The sequence below is a fragment of the Terriglobales bacterium genome (genome assembly GCA_035624475.1).
In the GTDB taxonomy this organism is placed as follows: domain Bacteria; phylum Acidobacteriota; class Terriglobia; order Terriglobales; family Acidobacteriaceae; genus DASPRL01.
In genome coordinates this window covers 1-17,303 of record DASPRL010000215.1, presented here as the reverse complement: position 1 = coordinate 17,303, position 17,303 = coordinate 1, and the positions used below count along the sequence as shown (strand labels likewise).

General features: G+C 67.8%; 17 protein-coding genes, 1 tRNA gene and 1 pseudogene. 8 read left to right on the top strand and 11 right to left on the bottom strand.

The genetic code is table 11. The annotated features are described in order from the left end of the window. Positions 1-25 precede the first annotated feature (25 nt). Both VEG08_08985 and tdh read right to left on the bottom strand, forming a co-directional pair. Positions 26-1,243, bottom strand: coding sequence for a glycine C-acetyltransferase (locus tag VEG08_08985; GenBank protein HXZ28114.1), 1,218 nt, complete (start codon positions 1,241-1,243; stop codon positions 26-28). Between the two features lie 116 nt (positions 1,244-1,359). Next, positions 1,360-2,412, bottom strand: coding sequence for an L-threonine 3-dehydrogenase (tdh, locus tag VEG08_08980; GenBank protein HXZ28113.1), 1,053 nt, complete (start codon positions 2,410-2,412; stop codon positions 1,360-1,362). 109 nt (positions 2,413-2,521) lie between these two features. Here tdh and VEG08_08975 point away from each other — a divergent pair, with 109 nt between their 5' ends. After that, positions 2,522-3,136 (top strand): DUF1287 domain-containing protein, encoded by a 615-nt coding sequence (locus VEG08_08975; protein ID HXZ28112.1) that lies wholly within the window; start codon positions 2,522-2,524, stop codon positions 3,134-3,136. A 4-nt stretch (positions 3,137-3,140) separates the two neighbouring features. On the opposite strand, the gene VEG08_08970 is transcribed toward VEG08_08975, so the two are convergent. Both VEG08_08970 and VEG08_08965 read right to left on the bottom strand, forming a co-directional pair. Beyond that, positions 3,141-3,716, bottom strand: a complete 576-nt coding sequence (locus VEG08_08970; GenBank protein ID HXZ28111.1) for a DUF1572 family protein — start codon at positions 3,714-3,716, stop codon at positions 3,141-3,143. Beyond that, on the bottom strand, positions 3,713-5,407 hold the full coding sequence (locus VEG08_08965; protein HXZ28110.1) for a hydantoinase B/oxoprolinase family protein: 1,695 nt from the start codon (positions 5,405-5,407) through the stop codon (positions 3,713-3,715). The genes VEG08_08970 and VEG08_08965 overlap by 4 nt, the downstream gene beginning before the upstream one ends. Before the next feature lie 376 nt (positions 5,408-5,783). Here VEG08_08965 and VEG08_08960 point away from each other — a divergent pair, with 376 nt between their 5' ends. Next, positions 5,784-6,185 (top strand): MerR family transcriptional regulator, encoded by a 402-nt coding sequence (locus VEG08_08960; GenBank protein HXZ28109.1) that lies wholly within the window; start codon positions 5,784-5,786, stop codon positions 6,183-6,185. A 27-nt stretch (positions 6,186-6,212) separates the two neighbouring features. Next, positions 6,213-7,172, top strand: a complete 960-nt coding sequence (locus VEG08_08955; GenBank protein ID HXZ28108.1) for a hypothetical protein — start codon at positions 6,213-6,215, stop codon at positions 7,170-7,172. 4 nt (positions 7,173-7,176) lie between these two features. On the opposite strand, the gene VEG08_08950 is transcribed toward VEG08_08955, so the two are convergent. The 3 genes from VEG08_08950 to VEG08_08940 form a co-directional block, all read right to left on the bottom strand. After that, positions 7,177-7,542, bottom strand: coding sequence for an STAS domain-containing protein (locus VEG08_08950; protein HXZ28107.1), 366 nt, complete (start codon positions 7,540-7,542; stop codon positions 7,177-7,179). A gap of 113 nt (positions 7,543-7,655) precedes the next feature. Beyond that, complete coding sequence (locus VEG08_08945; GenBank protein HXZ28106.1) at positions 7,656-8,216, bottom strand: hypothetical protein; 561 nt, start codon at positions 8,214-8,216, stop codon at positions 7,656-7,658. Further along, positions 8,213-8,791, bottom strand: a complete 579-nt coding sequence (locus VEG08_08940; GenBank protein HXZ28105.1) for a DUF4166 domain-containing protein — start codon at positions 8,789-8,791, stop codon at positions 8,213-8,215. Before VEG08_08940 ends, VEG08_08945 begins: the two co-directional genes overlap by 4 nt. A 64-nt stretch (positions 8,792-8,855) precedes the next feature. On the opposite strand from VEG08_08940, the gene VEG08_08935 reads away from it, so the two are divergent. The 3 genes from VEG08_08935 to VEG08_08925 all read left to right on the top strand — a co-directional run bounded on the left by VEG08_08935 (position 8,856) and on the right by VEG08_08925 (position 12,187). Then, positions 8,856-9,269: a hypothetical protein gene (locus VEG08_08935; GenBank protein ID HXZ28104.1), complete on the top strand. Its 414-nt coding sequence runs from the start codon at positions 8,856-8,858 to the stop codon at positions 9,267-9,269. Between the two features lie 170 nt (positions 9,270-9,439). Next, complete coding sequence (locus VEG08_08930) at positions 9,440-11,608, top strand: hypothetical protein (protein HXZ28103.1); 2,169 nt, start codon at positions 9,440-9,442, stop codon at positions 11,606-11,608. A 141-nt stretch (positions 11,609-11,749) separates the two neighbouring features. Continuing rightward, entirely contained in the window at positions 11,750-12,187 is a 438-nt protein-coding gene (locus VEG08_08925; GenBank protein HXZ28102.1) for a VOC family protein, read from the top strand. Positions 12,188-12,348: 161 nt separating this feature from the next. Here the strand turns inward: VEG08_08925 and VEG08_08920 are convergent. The 3 genes from VEG08_08920 to VEG08_08910 form a co-directional block, all read right to left on the bottom strand. Continuing rightward, positions 12,349-12,425, bottom strand: a tRNA-Pro gene (locus tag VEG08_08920). A gap of 62 nt (positions 12,426-12,487) precedes the next feature. After that, complete coding sequence (locus tag VEG08_08915) at positions 12,488-12,826, bottom strand: metal-sulfur cluster assembly factor (protein ID HXZ28101.1); 339 nt, start codon at positions 12,824-12,826, stop codon at positions 12,488-12,490. 15 nt (positions 12,827-12,841) lie between these two features. After that, positions 12,842-15,298 carry an RNB domain-containing ribonuclease gene (locus tag VEG08_08910; protein HXZ28100.1) on the bottom strand — a complete coding sequence of 819 codons (2,457 nt, stop codon included), beginning with the start codon at positions 15,296-15,298 and terminating at the stop codon, positions 12,842-12,844. Positions 15,299-15,521: 223 nt separating this feature from the next. Between VEG08_08910 and VEG08_08905 the strand changes: the two are divergent. Both VEG08_08905 and VEG08_08900 read left to right on the top strand, forming a co-directional pair. After that, positions 15,522-15,896: pseudogene (locus VEG08_08905) on the top strand (polymer-forming cytoskeletal protein). 184 nt (positions 15,897-16,080) lie between these two features. Further along, positions 16,081-16,296 carry a hypothetical protein gene (locus VEG08_08900; protein ID HXZ28099.1) on the top strand — a complete coding sequence of 72 codons (216 nt, stop codon included), beginning with the start codon at positions 16,081-16,083 and terminating at the stop codon, positions 16,294-16,296. On the opposite strand, the gene VEG08_08895 is transcribed toward VEG08_08900, so the two are convergent. Next, positions 16,293-17,303, bottom strand: a 1,011-nt coding sequence (locus VEG08_08895) for a lipid II flippase MurJ (protein HXZ28098.1), incomplete at its 5' end; no start/stop codon positions are given. The genes VEG08_08900 and VEG08_08895 overlap by 4 nt on opposite strands.

The window sequence follows — 17,303 nt, the reverse complement described above, 5'->3', positions numbered from 1 at the left end:
TCTGTGCCCTCTGTGTCCTCTGTGGTTAACTCAGGATCCCCATCTTCTTCCCCACCCGCTTCAGCACTTCCAGTGCGCGGTCCAATTCGTCGCGCGTGTGAGTGGCGGTCATGATGGTGCGCACCCGCGCCTTGCCCTCGGGCACCGTGGGGAAGGTGATGCCCGTCCCCAACACGCCCTCCCGGAAGAGCGCGCGCGAGAACTCCATCGTGGTCTTGCCCTCGCCCAGGATGATCGGCGTGATCGGCGTCTCGCTCTTGGGCGTATTCACCCCGCCGATGTTGTAGCCCAGCCCCGCCAGCTCCTTCTTCCAGTAGCGCGTGTTCTCCCACAGCCTCTCGATGCGCTCCGGCTCCTGCTCCAGCACTTCAAACGCCGCGATGCAGGTGGCGGCCACCGAGGGCGGATGCGAGGTGGAGAACAGGAAGGGCCGCGCCCGGTGATAGAGAAAGTCGATCAGGTCGCGGGTCCCGCAGACGTAGCCGCCCAGCGCCCCGATGGCCTTCGACAGTGTCCCCACCTGGATGTCCACCCGCCCGTGCACGTTGAAGTGATCGATGGTGCCGCGCCCGTTCCGCCCCAGCACTCCCGAAGCGTGCGCGTCGTCCACCATCATGATGGCGCCATACTTCTCGGCCAGGTCGCAGAGCGCGGGCAGCGGCCCCACGTCGCCGTCCATGGAAAACACGCCGTCGGTGATGAGCAGCTTCCGCCCTGGCTCATTTTTCACCGAGGCCAGTTGTTCCTCGGCGTGCGCCATGTCCTTGTGGCGGAAGACCAGGATCTTGGCCTTCGACAGCCGCGCCCCGTCGATGATGGAGGCATGGTTCAGCTCGTCGGAGACGATGAAGTCCTCCTTGCCCAGCACCGCCGAGACCGTGCCCGCGTTGGCCGCGAAGCCCGATTGGAAGACCACGCAGGCTTCCACCCCCTTGAAGCGCGCGATCTTCTCCTCCAGCTCCATGTGGATCCTCATGGTGCCGGCGATGGTGCGCACTGCTCCTGAGCCCACACCGTATTTCTTCGTCGCTGCCAGGGCCGCCTCGCGCAGCTTGGGGTGCGTGGTCAGGCCCAGATAATTGTTGGAGGCCAGGTTGATGACGTGCCTGCCGTCGAAGGTGCACTCCGGCGCCTGCTCGTCCTCCAGCACCCGCAACTGGAAGTGCGTGCCCTTGTGCTTGAGCTCGTTCAGTTGGTCGGTGAGGTACGAGAGCGGATTGGCGCGGGTGGTCGGTGTCGCCATCGGTTCCTCGCGGATGCGCGGGTGACGCGGATTTCGAAGCCCATCAGTGTAATACCGCGCCCCGCGCGGGGGAACTCTCCATCCGCGTTGATCCGCGTGCATCCGCGGCGAAGAAGCTATTTCACCCCGTTGGGGTACAGCAGGATCTTCGAGGCCTCACCGGTCTTCAGCCGCTCCATGCCCTTGGCGAAGTCCTTCATGGCCAGCTTGTCGGTGATCACTGGGTGCAGCTCCAGCTTGTGGGCCTTGAGCAGTGCCGTCATCTGGTACCAGGTCTGGTACATGCGCCGCCCGTTGATGCCCTGGATGGTGATGCCCTTGAAGATGATGTCCTCGGAGAAGTTCAGCGAGATGGGCTTGGAGGTGAGCCCCAGGAGGGAGATGCGTCCGCCGCGGCGCACGATGTCGAAGCCGGTCCGGATGGCGTCGGGGTGGCCGGCCATCTCCAGCACCACGTCCACCCCTGTGCCATCCGTGGCCTCCATCACCTTCTTGACCACGTCTTCCTTGCTGGGGTCGAGCACGTAGTCCGCTTTCATCTGCTTGGCGATCTTGCGCCGGTGCTCGTTGACCTCGATAGCGAAGACGGTGGTGGCGCCGCAGGCCCGCGCCACCGCGATGGCGAACAGCCCGATGGGCCCGCAGCCGGTGATGGCCACCGTCTTGGCCGCGATCTCCCCCGCCAACACGGTGTGCACCGCGTTGCCCAGCGGGTCCAGGATGGAGGCGTACTCGCGTGGGATGGCCGGATCCAGCTTCCAGATGTTCGATTCGGGGATGACCACATACTCGGCGAAGGCGCCGTTGGCGTCCACCCCGATGATCTTCACGTGCTGGCAGATGTGAGCCTCGCCGATGCGGCACTGCAGGCACTTGCCGCAGGCCACGTGCATCTCCGCCGAGACGAAGTCGCCCTCCTTCACCGACGTCACCTCGTCGCCGAAGGCCGCCACCTCGCCGCAGAACTCGTGCCCGGGAATGAGGGGCGGGTGGATGCGATGCGCTGCCCACTTGTCCCAGTCGTAGATGTGCAGGTCGGTGCCGCAGATGGACGCCACCTTGACCTTGACCAGCACGTCCTGGCGCCCGAACTTGGGGATGGCCACGTCGCGGATCTCGATGCCCGCCGCGGCCTTGGGCTTCACTACCGCCAGCATGGTCTGAGCCATTGCGACCACCTTATGAGTGCAGAGTAGACGCCGAAAAAGCACTCAATTCTAGCACCCACGGCGCGGGCGGCCTCGGTGACCGCGGTCACAGGCTAGAATGAGGCTGCCCGTGAAGCGCTTGCCTCTGGCCGCGGCCCTCTTCCTGCTCGCCGGGATCCTTCCGGCGCAGTCGCCGCCGCCGCCCGCCGCGCATGCCGATTTCGTCGCCCGCCTGGTGGCGGCCGCGGATGAGCGCCCCCAGCACCAGGTCCGCTACGACTCGAGCTACCGCCGCATCCCCTATCCCAGTGGCGACGTGCCGCCCGACGTCGGCGCCTGCACCGACGAGATCGTGCGCATCTACCGCGCCGTGGGCATCGACCTGCAGAAGGAGGTCCACCAGGACATGCTCACCCACTTCAGCGCCTACCCGCACAAGTGGAGATTGAGCCGTCCCGACTCCAACATCGACCATCGCCGCGTGCCCAACCTTGCGGTGTTTTTTGCGCGCCACGGCCAGAGCCTGCCGGTGACGGCGGACGCGAAGGATTATCAGCCAGGCGACCTCGTCACCTGGGACCTGGGCGGCGGCACGCCTCACATCGGCATGGTGGTGGACCGCAAGACCTTGTTCGGGGGCCGCCACCTGGTCGTGCACAACGTGGGCGAGGGCCCCAAGATGGAAGACGTGCTCTTCGCTTGGCGGGTCACCGGGCACTACCGCTACTACGGCTCCGCTCGCTAGCGCGCTACTTCTGCGGCTCCTTGTGCTCCGACTTCGCCCACTTCTTCTCCGCGGCCAGCGCTTCCGGCGTCTCCGACATCCCCCGCGGGATGCTCAGCGTCTTCCACGCCGCACCCTTCATGTGCTTCGCCCAGAAGAGGATCTGCCCGATGTGGTGGGCGTAGTGGGCGAGCTGGCGGTTGATGGCTTGCAGCGCCGCGTAGCTCTCACCCCGCACCGTCACCGTGCGCGCCAGGTCGGCGGGCGTGAGCCCGCCCACGGCCTCGAAGACCGTCTTCCAGCCCGCCTCCCAGGCCTGCATGAGCTGCTCGCGAGTGGCGCCGGCGGGCATCTCGAACTCCTGGTCGCGATGCCGCCAGGGCTTCTCCAGGTCGGTGGTGAAGAAGTCGGTGAAGCGGGAGCGCATGTTGCCCGCCAGGTGCTTCACCAGGACGGCGATGCTGTTGGATTCGGGATCGCCGGGCGCGCGGAAGAACTCCTCGTCGCTCAACTGCGCCAGCGCGGCTTCCGCCTGGCGCTTGTTGCCGCGGAACTGCCGCTGCACTTCATCGAGATAGATGCGCCCCACATCGTCGCTCATGGTTTCCCCCATCCGCCGCCGCCCGGCGACTCCACGCGCACGCGCTCGCCGGCCTTCAGGCGCGTGCTGGCCTTGCTGGGCAGGATCTCCTCGCGGCCATCACGTCGTAGAACGATAGTTCTGCCGGGCGCGCCGTTTTTCCCGCCCGCCAGCCCGCGCGGCCCCCGCTTGCGCCGGTCGGAGAGGATGGTGACCTCGGCGCCGGTCAGAACCTCCACCTCGCGCACGATGCCGTCGCCGCCGCGCTGCTTCCCCGCACCGCCGGAGCGCGGCCTGAGTGAGTAGCGCCGCACGCGGAAGGGATAGGCGTACTCCAGCGCCTCCGCCGGCGTGTTCAGCGAGTTGGTCATGTGAGTATGGATGCCGGAGACGCCCGGCTTGGTGGGCCGCGCCCCCAGGCCCCCGGCGATGGTCTCGTAGTAGGCGAAGGGCTCGCCCGTGCGCGGGTCCATGCCGCCGATGGTCAGGTTGTTCATCGTCCCCGAAGAGCCCGCGAGGATCCGCGCCGGCAGCGCCTTGGCCAGCGCCTGCAAGAGCACGTCCACGATGCGCTGCGAAGTCTCGACGTTGCCGCCCGCCACCGCCGCCGGCGGGCGCGCATTCACCACCGTGCCCGCGGGCGCGATCACGCGGATGGGACGCATCAGCCCCGCCGTCGCCGGCACCTCCTCCGCCAGCAGGCAGCGGAAGACGTAGAAGCACGCCGAGTAGGTGATGGCCTCGACCGCATTGATCGAGCCTTCGACCTGCGGATCGGTGCCCTGGAAATCTACCGTAACTGTGTGGGGGCGGATCTTCGATCCGCCCTTCGATCCGCCCTTGTGAAATGTGATGCTCGCCGCGATGCGCACCGGCTTGCCCGTCACGCCGTCATCGTCCAGGAAGTCCTCGGCGCGGAATGTTCCACGTGGAACGCGGGCGAGGAAGGCGCGCATCATCTCTTCCGAGTAGTCGAGCAGGTCGCGCGCCGCGCGGCGCACGCGCGCCAGGCCATAGCGCCCCACCACCTCGGCCAAGCGTACGCTGCCGGTGTGGCAGGCGGCGATCTGCGCCCCCAGGTCGCCTTCGCGCTCGTGCGGCGTGCGCACGTTGTTGAGCAAGAGCGCCAGGACGTCGGCCTCCATCCTGCCCGCGCGCATCAGCTTCACCGGCGGGATGCGGACGCCCTCCTGGTAGGTCTCGCGGCACAGTCCCATGGAGCCGGCGTAAGCGCCGCCCACGTCGGCGTGATGGGCGCGCGACGCCACGTAGAAGTGCGGTGGCGGCCTGCGGCCGCGTTCCAGGTCCTTCGACGCGCGCGCCAAGGTGCGGCTCGCCTGCGCTCGCCGCAGAAGTCCGGCGCGCTCGCTCAGGATGACACTCTCATTGAGGAACACCGGCGCCACCAGGGTGATGTCGGGCAGATGCGTGCCGCCGCAGAAGGGGTCGTTGAGCATGGCCACATCGCCGGGCTCCAGGCGCAGGCGCGCGATGGCGGCGCGCACCGACATGGGCATGGAGCCCAGGTGCACGGGCATGTGGTCGCCCATGGCGATCACCTCGCCGGCGGCGTCGAAGACGGCGCAGGAGTAGTCGCGCCGCTCCTTGATGTTGGGGGAGAAGGCGGTGCGGCGCAGCGACGCTCCCATCTCCTCGGCGATGGAGTGGAAGATGTTCTTGAAGATCTCGAGCTCGACGGGGTCGCGGCGCATGGTGTCTCCGGTCGCGGCCCCCGAGTGTACGACATCGCGGCGTCACGCGACAGCCCGCGAGGCCGAAACCCTTCTGTCACCTCGCCTGCTCAAATAGCGATTGACACGCCCGCACCACCACCGCAATATCGTGACTACGATCTCACGATGTCCCCGGCATGGGGTGAGGTCGCACAAGGGAGAAACAGAATCCAAACGGAGGAAACGCTCATGATGAAGAAGAAGAAGAAAAAGGCGAAGAAGAAAAAGCACTGAGCGAGGCGAGTCCTCGCTGAGACCGGCCCCCGCCCACCGCGGGGGCCTTTTGCTTGCCCGCTATTGACGCTCGCCGGGTCCCGCCGTACTATCGCGCTGCGCCCTTCTGCAGACTCTGGGCATGAGCCGCCGCAAACCAGCTTCCGCGAAGAAGACCGGCGAGGTCGTCATCCCCGACAAGCTCTACTTCCGTATCGGGGAGGTGGCTCGGCTGTGCCGCTTGCCCGCCTACGTGCTGCGCTTCTGGGAGACGGAGTTCCCGCAACTGCGCCCCGGCAAGAGCGACACCGGGCAGCGCATGTACCGCCGCCGCGAGGTGGAGAACGCCCTGCGCATCAAACGCCTGCTCTACGAGGAAGGCTTCACCATCGCGGGCGCGCGCCAGCACTTGCGTTCCGAGATCAAGAGCGGGAAGCTGCAGCCCGCCCTGCCCTTCGCCCCCGCCCCGGCCACGCGCGACGGCCTGAAGCACGTGCGCCAGGGACTCAAGGAGATCCTCACCATCCTGCAAGGCAGACGCTGACGCGCGCGCCTGCTTCAAGAGGCCCCCATGAAGAACTCTGCCATCCTCCTTCTCGTCGTGACGCTGCTGGCCGGGGGCGCCGCCGCCCAGCACCACCCCATGGCCATGCCGGTCTCCACCACCGCCCACCTGGAAGTAGTCGACGACGCCGGCAGCGAGGTCCTGAGCGTGCGCCTGGGGCCGCTGGACCTGCCCGCCCACGCCGGCCACATGGCGGTGGCGCAGCCCGCACCCATGATCCTGGAGATCCCCTTCGAGGGCTGGCTCACCGCCTACCATCCCCGGCTGGTGGACGCCGCCGGCACCACCCTAACCGGGCGCATGCTGCACCACGTAGCCTTCTGGAACACCGGGCGCTCCGACTTCCTCTGCCCCAACAAGCTGGAGCACATCTTCGGCGCGGGCAGCGAGATAAACGACTGGCCGGCGCAGCCCGGGGTCGGCTATCGCGTGCATCCCGGCGACAAGATCCGCATCACCAGCATGTTCCACAATCCCACCGACACCAGCTATCCCGCCGTGTACCTGGAGGTACGGGTGGAGTACAAGACGGCGGCCGAGGCGCAACTGGCCAGCGTCTATCCCGCCTGGTTCGACGTGCAGGCGTGCGGCGACTCCGCCTACGACCTGCCGCCGGGTGTGAACGTCCACACCGGCAGCTTCACCTTGAGCTTCTCCGGAAAACTCCTGGGGGTAGGAGGCCACCTGCACGACTACGGCAAGGGCCTCACCCTGGCCGACGATAGCAGCCAGGACACGATCGCCGACCTGCCCGCCACCACCGACAAGCACGGCCACCTGCTCTCCACGCCCATCAAGCTCTTCTTCGACCGCGGCGGCTATCCCCTGGCTCGGGGGCAGGTGCTGACCGTCTCCGCGAAGTACGAGAATCCCACGGGGCAGGCCATTCCCGAGGGCGCCATGGGCATCGTGGTGGGCTACTTCCTGCCCGACGCCGACGCGGAGATGGCCAAGCTGAAGCGCTGAGACCCTAGCCGGCCTTGGCTACCGGCGGCGCGGCAAAGCTGGCCACCGCCTCCTCGACCGTGTCGTAGGTCTCGAAGATGGTGCCCACGCGCGTAATGTCCATCACATTCTTGACTTTGGTCGCCAGGCCGGCCAGCTTGATGACCCCGTTCGCGTTTCTCGCCGCGACATGCAGGCCTACCAGCGTGCCGATGCCGTTGCTGTCGATGTGGTCGACCTGGGTCAGGTCGAGGACGATGCGGGGCGACAGGCCGATCAGGTTCCTCACCAGTTGGCGCAACTCCGCGGTCTCGTCCCCGAAGATGATCCGTCCGCGGCAGTCCACCACGGCCACATCGCCGACGTTGCGGGTGGCGGTATGAAGCTTCATGGGTTGGAGCCTCCTGCGGGAAGCCGAAGGACAGGAGGATCCCCCACACGATCCTCCCACGCTTCCCAGTCATGATTCTCGGCAAAGCCCGAGCGGAAATGCAGTGACGCGGTTCACACCGCCGTGTGAGAGGAGCCGCGGCGCCAGGGCCAGGCGCTGCCCGGCACCTCGCAGGAGGCGCACAGGTCGCGCACCCCGGAGAGGAAGACTCCCGCCGCCATCAGCAGCATGAACCAGCGCACCACGGGCAGGACGGGCGCGGGCGTCAGCAGCAGGCGGGTGGGCGCGTTCCACCACGTCCACAGCGTGGGCAAGAGGAAAGCCAGCATCGCCCCGTAGACGATGCCCATGACGGCGTGCATCACCCGCTCCCCCGGGTAGACGCCGCCCAGGGGCTTGCGGATCCAGTCTTCCACCACGAAGTCCCAGAGCGTGAGCACGACCTCGGTGAGCAGCAGGGCGGCCAGCGCCGCCGCCCACGCGCCCTGCCAGACTATCCAGGGCAGCGTGCTGAAGAGGATGGCATAGACGAAGTCGCGGAACGCGTGCAGGCGGAGCTCCGAGCCCGCGCTCCGGCCCAGGCCGGGAAGCCGCGCCCGCCACTCGTGAAAGTAGAGGGTGTCGGCCGCTCCCAGCAGGGCCAGGGCAAAGAGCAGGTACAGCGCGGTGCTCACGGCTGAGCTTCCTCCATGTCGAGGTACCCCGCGTAGGCGAGCAGCAAGCCTGCGAGCGGGGCCTCCACCCTGACACTCACCTGGACACGATCGCCGGCGCCCGCCGCGACCTCGGCGTTGACGCGAGGGGAGAGCATCCCCGGCAATCTTACTCGCAGAGCGCCCAGGGCGAGCGCCGAACCCGCCGGCTGGAAGAGGAGTGCGCCGTCCTGGGCGCGTAAGCGCAGGCACAGCTCCAGGCAGCCGAAGCGTTCCGCAAGCAGGCCGTCGCGGCCGGGGTACTGGCGGCTCACGAGTTCCTGCCCTCCGAAGTCGCGCTGCCAGATCTCGCAGGAGACGCCCCGGCGGAGTTCGGAACGGACCGCCAGGCGCGTCGGGACGGCTTCGCCGGCACGGGGAAAACCGAGCAGCCAAGTCGTCAGGCGCGCCAGCAGGACACGGCCGCGCTGGACGCGAAAGACGCCTGCTCCCTGCGCCCTCCCCAGGCCGTGCATCCGTTGCACCTTGGGATCCAGTTCCGTCCAGGCGGCGCCCAGCAGGCTGGGATACAGCGCCGCGCTGGTGCCGCTGGCCATGGCGGCCCATAGCATAGCTGGGATGGCGGGGCACCTGCACCCGGGGTGCTAGAATGCGGCCTCGATGCTGAAGACCACGGGCAAACCGTGGATGTCGGCGGTGCTGTGGGCCGCCGCCGCCTACAACCTGGTGTGGGGAGCGGCCGCGGTGCTCGACCCTGGGCTGCTCTTCCGATTGGCCAAGATGCCGCCACCGAACTATCCCGCCATCTGGCAGTGCGTGGGGATGATGGTGGGAGTCTACGGCGTGGGTTATGCCATCGCCGCCACCGATCCCCTGCGCCACTGGGCGCTGGTGGCGGTGGGCTTCCTGGGCAAGCTGGCGGGCCCGCTGGGCCTGGTGTATTCGGCGTGGCAGGGCACTCTGCCCTGGCGCGCCGGCTGGCTCAACCTGACCAACGACTTGATCTGGTGGCTGCCCTTCGCCCTCATCCTGCGGGCCGCCTGGCGCCACCGGGGCGTTGCCTGCCCACGCTAGAACCAGGGTAAGCACGGGGTTACTTCGGGTTACCTCAGGTTACCCCGGTGCGTTGACCCTGACCCAGAACTACTGTCTAATCTATCAGGTAGGAAGTGATTGGGCCTCTCTAACAGCATGGGGGGAGGAGAACGTTGAACGTCGCACGTTGCGTATCGTCGAAGCTTGCCTTGGCTGCTGGCATCCTTCTGGTGCTGGCGCCGTTGCGGGCCACGCGTGGAGGGGCCGCGGAGTATGTGCCGCTCCACACCACTACCGACTGGAGCCAGCACCACCTGCTGTTCTCAGGGCCGGCCAACGAGTATCAGGCCTGGCAGTTGCGGCAGTCGCAGCGCTACCGGCAGCAGGTGATCCAGCGTCAGGCCGCGGCCCGCGGCCCGCTCACTGACCGGGTGGGGCCGGTGCCCATCGTGCCGCCGGCTCCGCTGGGACGCTGGCAAATCAGCCAGCCTCCGCTCCATCGGGATTGGGGGATGTCGCTGGGAGCCGCCGGCACCTCCGGCGTGGGGAAGTACCCGGCGAAGTTCAGCTTCGACGTCAACGCCACCCCCAGTTGCGCCAATGACTTCGTGGTCTTTACCACCAGTCTCACCGGCGGACAGTCGGCGGTGGCGGCCAGCCGCACGGGAACCTTCACCAACGTGCCCGCCAACGGGCAGACGGTAACCATCAACGGGACGCTGGTGCTCACCGCCAGCACGACGTTGAACACGGGGACCAACTTCCTCATCGGCTCGGGCGGCACCGTAGCCCAGAACGCTGCCGCTACCGCCACCAACCTGGCGGCAGCCATCGTGCGCAATGGAGCCGGCGTGGGCGTGACCGGCAGCTCCGCCGGCGCAGTGGTGACGGTGACCGCCGCCACCGCCGGAGTCGGCGGCAACAGCATCACCCTGGCCGAGGGCCTGAACAATTTCACCTGGGCCGGCGCGACCCTGACCGGCGGCCTGGACGCCACCGGCAGCATCGTCGCGTTCAATCAGCTCTATTCCGCCCAGGGCAGCACGGGCGGCCTGTGCAACCAGAACGGCCCCTCCATCCTGTGGTTTTACAATACCAACCCCTCCGGCGATGCGACCGGGACGACCCTCACCTCCCCGATCCTCTCCATCGACGGCAGCAAGGTGGCTTATGTGGAGTCGCGGACCAACGCCAACGGGGGCTCCATCCTGCACATCCTGAAGTGGAAGGCGGGCCAGGGCAGCGCAGCGGCGGCCGTGGCGCCCGACCAGGTCGTGGCTTCCTGGAGCTCGTGTACGGCGGGCAATTCCTGCATCGTCAACCTGACCTTCAACGGCGCCCAGCCCGACACCAACTCCTCGCCCTTCTACGATTACAACAACGACGTGCTCTACGTGGGGGACGACAACGGCCGGCTGCACAAATTCACACCGATCTTCAGCGGGACTCCCGCGGAGGTGACCACGGGCTGGCCCATCACCGTGAACAGCGGCGCCATCCTCACCGGGCCGGTCTTCGATTCCACCTCCGGCAACATCTTCGTGGGCGACAGCACCGGGCGGTCCAGCTACGTGCGGGAGAGCGGCAGCAGCGTCGGCGCCTGTGGCGCCGGCAGCCCGCCGTGCCTGGGCGGAACCAACCTCGCGCCCGGCGGGCACCTCGCGGATCCACCCATCGTCGACAGCACCACCGGCCGGGTCTTCTGGTTCAACGGCTTCACCAACGGCGCCGCCACCAGCACCACCACCGGCCAGTTGATCCAGACGGACACCGCGCTGACCGCGGGCTCGCGCCGCGCGATCTCCTTCACCGGCAACGGCCCCATCGTCTACGACATGCACGTCGGCACCTTCGACGACGCCTACTTCAACAGTTCCCCGGGCTCGATCACCGGCTTCCTCTATCTGTGCGCGCGCGAGCCGGGACACGTCGACCACCAGGCCTTGTTCCGCGTGGGCTTCAACAGCGCCGGGCTGATGAACACCAGCACCAACGCCGGGCCGCTGGAGCTGATCAGCAGCACCTCGGCCGGAGGCGCGTGCTCCCCCCTCGCCGAGATCAAGAACGGCGCCACCGACCGCCTGTTCGTGAGCATCGGGGGCAGCGGCGAATATGGGGGCTGCACCACCGCCTGTGTCTACTCCTTCGACATCACCAGCGCCTTCCCCAGCACCACGGCCGCCGTGTTCACGCTGCCGGCGCCCGCGGCGCAGAACGCAGGGGCGACCAGCGGCTTCGTGATCGACAACGTGAGTTCGTCCAGCCAGGCCTCCAGTATCTACTTCACCACCACGGTGAATTCCACCGCGGGCCAATCCTGCGGCGGGAAGGCGGGCGTCGGCTGCGGGGTGAAGCTGACGCAATCGGGACTGAACTAGCGCCCACCGCCAGGATCCTGGCAAGTGCGTGGCCCAGGCCCGCGCCTCCGCCGGCGCCGGAGCTGAGGCGATCCATCCCAGATGGCGGTTGCGTGGGGGGGGAGGGCATTACAATCCCCAACGCGTCCCCGGAGGCTGCGCATGGCCATCGAGGTCAAGGGCACGACCACGCTGCTGCAGGTGTTCGACATGGCCGCCTCGCTCCGGTTCTACTGCGACGGGCTGGGCTTCGAGATCGTGGCCACCGATCAGAACACGGTCGCGCCCAACCACAACTGGGTGTGGCTGCGGCTGAATGGCGCCGCCGACCTGATGCTGAACACCGCCTTCGAGTACGACAAGCGTCCGCCGGCCGCCGACCCGCGCCGCGTGGCCATCCACGACGACACCTGCCTCTATTTCGGTGCACCCGATGTGGACGCGGTGTACGCCCATCTGCAGGCCAAAGGCATCCCCTCAGAGAGGCCGCAGGTCGCTCCCTACGGCATGAAGCAGCTCTATCTCCACGATCCGGACGGCTTCGGCATCTGCTTCCAGTGGCGGGCCGACGAGCCGGGGAGTGGGAATCGAGGACGGTAAAAACTGGTCGGGACGGCCGGATTTGAACCGGCGACCACTCGCACCCCAAGTTGAGCCGCTTTGCGGGCGTGAGCGATCCGAGGCGCAGCCGAGGTGAGCGGGAGCCCGCAGGCGAAATCCCGAGCGTAGCGAGGGACCTTGCGGGAATCCAGGCAAAAAACTGGTCGGGACGGCCGGATTTGAACCGGCGACCACTCGCACCCCAAGCGAGTGCGCTACCAGGCTGCGCTACGTCCCGACTGGAGACACCGCCGGGCGGCGGTGCGGGGTAAGTTCATTGTACACGAGCGTCCGCCGCGCCTACATCCCGCCGGGAGAGCGCATGGCCTCGATCTGCTCGTCGTCGATGCCCAGCTTCTTGCGGCCCTCCGGGCTGATGCGGTGCGGCGACCAGGGCGGGTCCCAGACCACGTTGACCTTCACGTTCTGCACCCCCGGCATGGTGGCCAGGGTGGTGCGCACGTTGCGGCTGATCTCGGTGTGCGAAGGGCAGCCCTGGGCGGTCAGGGTCATGTCCACCTCCACGTCGCCCTCGTTCACCTCGACACGGTAGATCAGCCCCAGGTCCACGATGTTCAGCGGGATCTCCGGGTCGTAGCAGAGGCGCAGCTTCTCGATGACGTCTTCCTGGCTGGGCATCCTGGCTATTGTACTTCAGCGGCGGCCCGGCCGGCGCGGCGCCGGCGCCTCCTCCACCACCGCGAACTGCAGCTTGCGCTGCATGCGGTCGATGCGGTCGAGCAGCACCCGCACCTTGTCGCCCAGGGAGTACTTCTTCTTGGAGCGCTCGCCGATGATCTGGCGGGTGTTCTCGCGGTAGGTGTAGCGGTCGCCGGTAAGCGTGCCCAGGGGCACCAGGCCCTCCACGAACAGGTCGAGCAACTCCACGAAGAAGCCGAACTTGGTGACGCTGACGATGAGCGCCTCGAACTCCTCCCCGATGCGCTCCTGCATGAACTTGATCTTCTTCCACTCCATGAGTTCGCGCTCGGCGTCGTCGGCGCGGCGCTCCGACTGGCTGGACTCTTCGGCGATGTCGTGCAATCCGGCCTCGGGGATGGGTCCGCCCAGGGGAGCGCGCTCGTGCCCGCCCTTGCGCGTGTGCGCCTCCAGCCGCTTCGACCACGGCGCCGGGGCCTCGCTGTGCGGCGGCACCCCTCGTCCCGTGCCTTCGCCGCGCAGCACCGCCTTGAGGATGCGGTGGACGATCAGGTCAGGATAGCGCCGGATGGGCGAGGTGAAGTGGGTGTAAGTGGGCGCGGCCAGCGCGAAGTGGCCTTCGTTGATCTCCGAGTACTTGGCCTGCTTGAGCGAGCGCAGCATCAGGTAGGAGAGGATGCGCTCCTCGGGCTTGCCCGCGATCTTCTGGGTCAGCTTCTGGTACATGCGCGGAGTGATGTGGACTTCCTGCGGGATCTCGACCTCGCGGGGGTTGCGGCCGCTGCCCTGGCGCGCGCGCCGGTCGCCGCGCAACTGCAGCCGCTGGATGGGCAGCGCGCCCACCCCCAGGGAGTAGCCGAAGGCGGCAGCCAAGGTCTCGAACTCGTAGACCTTCTTGGCGTCCGGCTTCTCGTGGATGCGGTAGAGCGAGGCGGTGCGCCGGTGCTCCAGGAAGGCGGCCACGCACTCGTTGGCGGCCAGCATGAACTCCTCGATCAGGCGGTGGGCGATATTGCGCTCCGAGGGCACGATGGCCTGCATCATGCCGAACTCGTCGAACTCGATGACCGGCTCGGGCAGGTCGAAGTCGATCGACCCTCGCCGCTGCCGCTTGCGGTTCAGGATCAGCGCCAGCTCGCGCATCAATTCGAAGACGTCGACCAGGCCGTGGTAGCGGGCGCGCTGCCCCGCGTCGCCCTCCAGCACCAGGTTGACGTTGGTGTAAGTCATGCGCTCGGCGGAGCGGATCACGCCCTCGTGCAGCTCGTAGCCCACGATCTCGCCCTGGTGGTCGATCTCCATGACGCAGGAGAGCACCAGGCGGTCGGACTGGGGGCGCAGGCTGCACAGGTCGGTGGAGAGTTCCATGGGCAGCATGGGCACAGCCCGGTCGGGAAAATAGACGGAAGTCCCGCGCAGGCGGGCCTCCTGGTCGAGCGGCGCGCCCGCGCGCACGTAGTGGGCGACGTCGGCGATGTGCACCTGCAGTTCGAAGTTGCCGTTGGAGCGGCGGCGCACGGTGACGGCGTCGTCGAAGTCGCGCGCCGTCTCGCCGTCGATGGTGACGATGGGCAGGCTGCGGTAGTCGCGCCGCTTCCCTACCTCGCCCGCCGGCAGGATTCCGGGGAAGCTTTGCGCCTCGGCCAGCACCTCCGGCGGGAAGCGGTGGGGCAGGTGGAACTTGCGGATGATGATCTCGACGTCCACTCCGAAGTCGTCTTCCGAGCCCAGCACCTCCACCACCCGCCCACGCGGGCTTTGGGTGGGGGTGGGCCACTCGGTGATTTCGACGTCCACTACCAGGCCCTCCAGGTCCTTCCACCCGCTGCTGCGCCGCGCCTCCTCGCCCAGCACCCGGTGTGGCGTTCCCTTCTTTGCCCTGCCTTTCTCTGCGATCTCTGCGGTCTCCGCGGTGAGGCTCTTTGGGACCTCCATCCCGCGCGGGATGAGGATGTCCTGGGTGATCTTCTCGTCGATGGGGGTGACGTAGTTGGAGCGAGGGCCGTAGTGGAAGGTGCCGACCACGGTGGCGTGGGCGCGGCCGACCACCCGCAGGATGCGTCCTTCGGCCCGGCCGTCGGCCCGCAGCGGGCCCATCTCCACCAGCACCCGATCGCCGTGCATAGCCGAGCCGATGGCCGGAGGCGGGATGAAGATGTCGCCGCTGAGCCGCTCCTTCAGCGCCGCGCTCTCCGGGATGACGAAGCCGAAGCCGTCGCGGTGCATGCTCAGCCGACCCACCGCTTGGTTGCGGGCGGGGGCCTGGGGCAGGGCGTAGCGGCCGTCCTGCTCGACCAATTCGCCCCGGGCCACCAGCCGGTCCAGCAGTTCGCCCAGCTCGCGGCGCTCCTGGCCGCCGTGCAGGCTCAGGTCGTGGACGATCTGCTTGAACCCTGCCGACTTTCGCGGCTGGCGGGCGAGGTGCTGCAGGATGGCTCTGTCGGTGAGCATTTCTTACTCCCTATCCTACGCGCCCAACCGCGGAAAGATTTCCACGACGATGCGGAAGATTTGCAACAGCGCGGGTCGCGACCATGTCAGCCCGCCATCAGCGGCGGCTGTGCGAGCCTTGGTTTTGGGCCATGCGGCGGCTTCCGGCCTCCACAGCGGGTTTGGCCAGCTAGTTGCTACTTGGTAATGGCTCCCCCGAGAGAATTTTTGAGGACCTCCCCTAATGATCTGGAAACCGTCGCAGTCCCCGTCCACCCCGGCCCCTGCCCCTACTTCCTCCACGGAGAAGCCCAGCATGAGCACCGTTCCGACTCCCAGTTCCCTCCCTGACTCCTCCCGGACCTGCGCCGCCGGCAGCAGCGAGCAGGCCAGCATCGGCAAGTCGCTGACCATCAAGGGCGAGGTGACCGGTTCTGAATCGCTGTTCATCGACGGCCGGGTGGAGGGGTCTATCTCGCTGGCCGGCAACCGCGTCAGCATCGGGCGCAACGGCGCGGTCACTGCCAACATCACCGCCCGCGAGGTGGTGGTGATGGGCAAGGTCAAGGGCAACCTGACCGCCAGTGACCGGGTGGAGATCCGCAACGAGGGCTCGCTCATCGGCGACGTGGTGGCGCAGCGCATCGTCATCGAGGACGGGGCCTACTTCAAAGGCGGCATCGACATCCGCAAGCCGGCCAGAAGGGCGAAGAGCTGGGCCGCGAAGGCAAGGAGAGCGGCAAGATGGAGCCCGTCTCCGCCTCGGCCTCGGGCAGCGCCGCTGCCCGCGCCTGAGGACCGCCATGTTCGGACGCCTGCTGCAAGTGCTGCACCTGGCGTGCGCCCACCGGCGCCTCTCCCGGCCCATCTCCAACGCCTCCACCCGCGAGCACCGCCCGCCCACCAACAATCAGTGGAAGGCGGTGGGCGAGGAGACCGGCGATTACGTCGTCTGCCTCGACTGCGGGCGCGAGTTCCCCTACGACTGGGAGACGATGCAGATCAAGCGCCGCGCCTAGGGACGGTAGAGCTCCCGGGTCTCGCGCGACTCCGGCAGAGGCTCGGGCTGGGTGGGCGCCAGGCGGCGACGCAACTGGCCGGGCAACTCCGAGCGCGTGACCATCAGTCCCACCGCCACCGCCGCCGCCCAAGTCACCGTCACCAGCCCCAGCACCTTGAGATCCGCCTCCCGGCTGCCGTTCAGTGCGATGGAGCGGGTCACGCCGTAGGCCGCCAGCCCGGCGAAGATGGCGGTCAGCAGCGCCTTCCCCAGCTCCCCCCACCTCATCACCCCGAAGGGCGCGAGCCTCCGCCGGTGGAGCAACCAGGCCAGCACCACGGTGTGCGCCACGATGCCCACGTCCGAGGCCACCGCCAGCCCGGTCACCTCGAAGGTGCGAAAGAACCAGGAATAGACGGGGAGCGAGGCCAGGGTGATGATGGTCCCGGCCACCATGGGAGTGAGGGTGTCGCCGGCGGCGTAGAAGCCGCGCGCGTACAGCCCCTGCGCGGACCACAGGGCGAGCGAGAGGGCGAACCAGAAGAAGTAGATGGCGGTCTCTTGCGAGTCGGTGAACTGGAAGCGCCCGCGGCGGTAGACCAGGTCCACGATGGGGAGCGCCGCCGCCACCATCCACGCGCTGGCCAGGAAGGACGCCGCCGAGACCCGGTAGACGGCGTTGCTCACGCTGGCGGCGAAGTCGCCCAGCCGCTTCTCCCCGAAGAGGCGGGCAAAAAACGGCAGCGAGGCCTGCCCCGTCGCCTGGCCCAGCACCGCGATGGGCACGGCGAAGAGGCGCTTGGCGTAGTTCAGGCGGGTGATGTCGCCGGTGCCGCCGCTCGCGAAGTAGCGCAGGATCCACTCGTCGGCCGCCACCAGCGACACTCCCAGCATCAGCGGGATGGAGAGCCTCACCCACTCCAGGAAGGCGGGGTGGCGGAAGTTGAAGGCGGGGCGATAGCGCATGCCCGCGCGGCCCGCGCCGATGGCATTGATCAGGAAAGGCCCCACCAAGCCCCCGGTCAC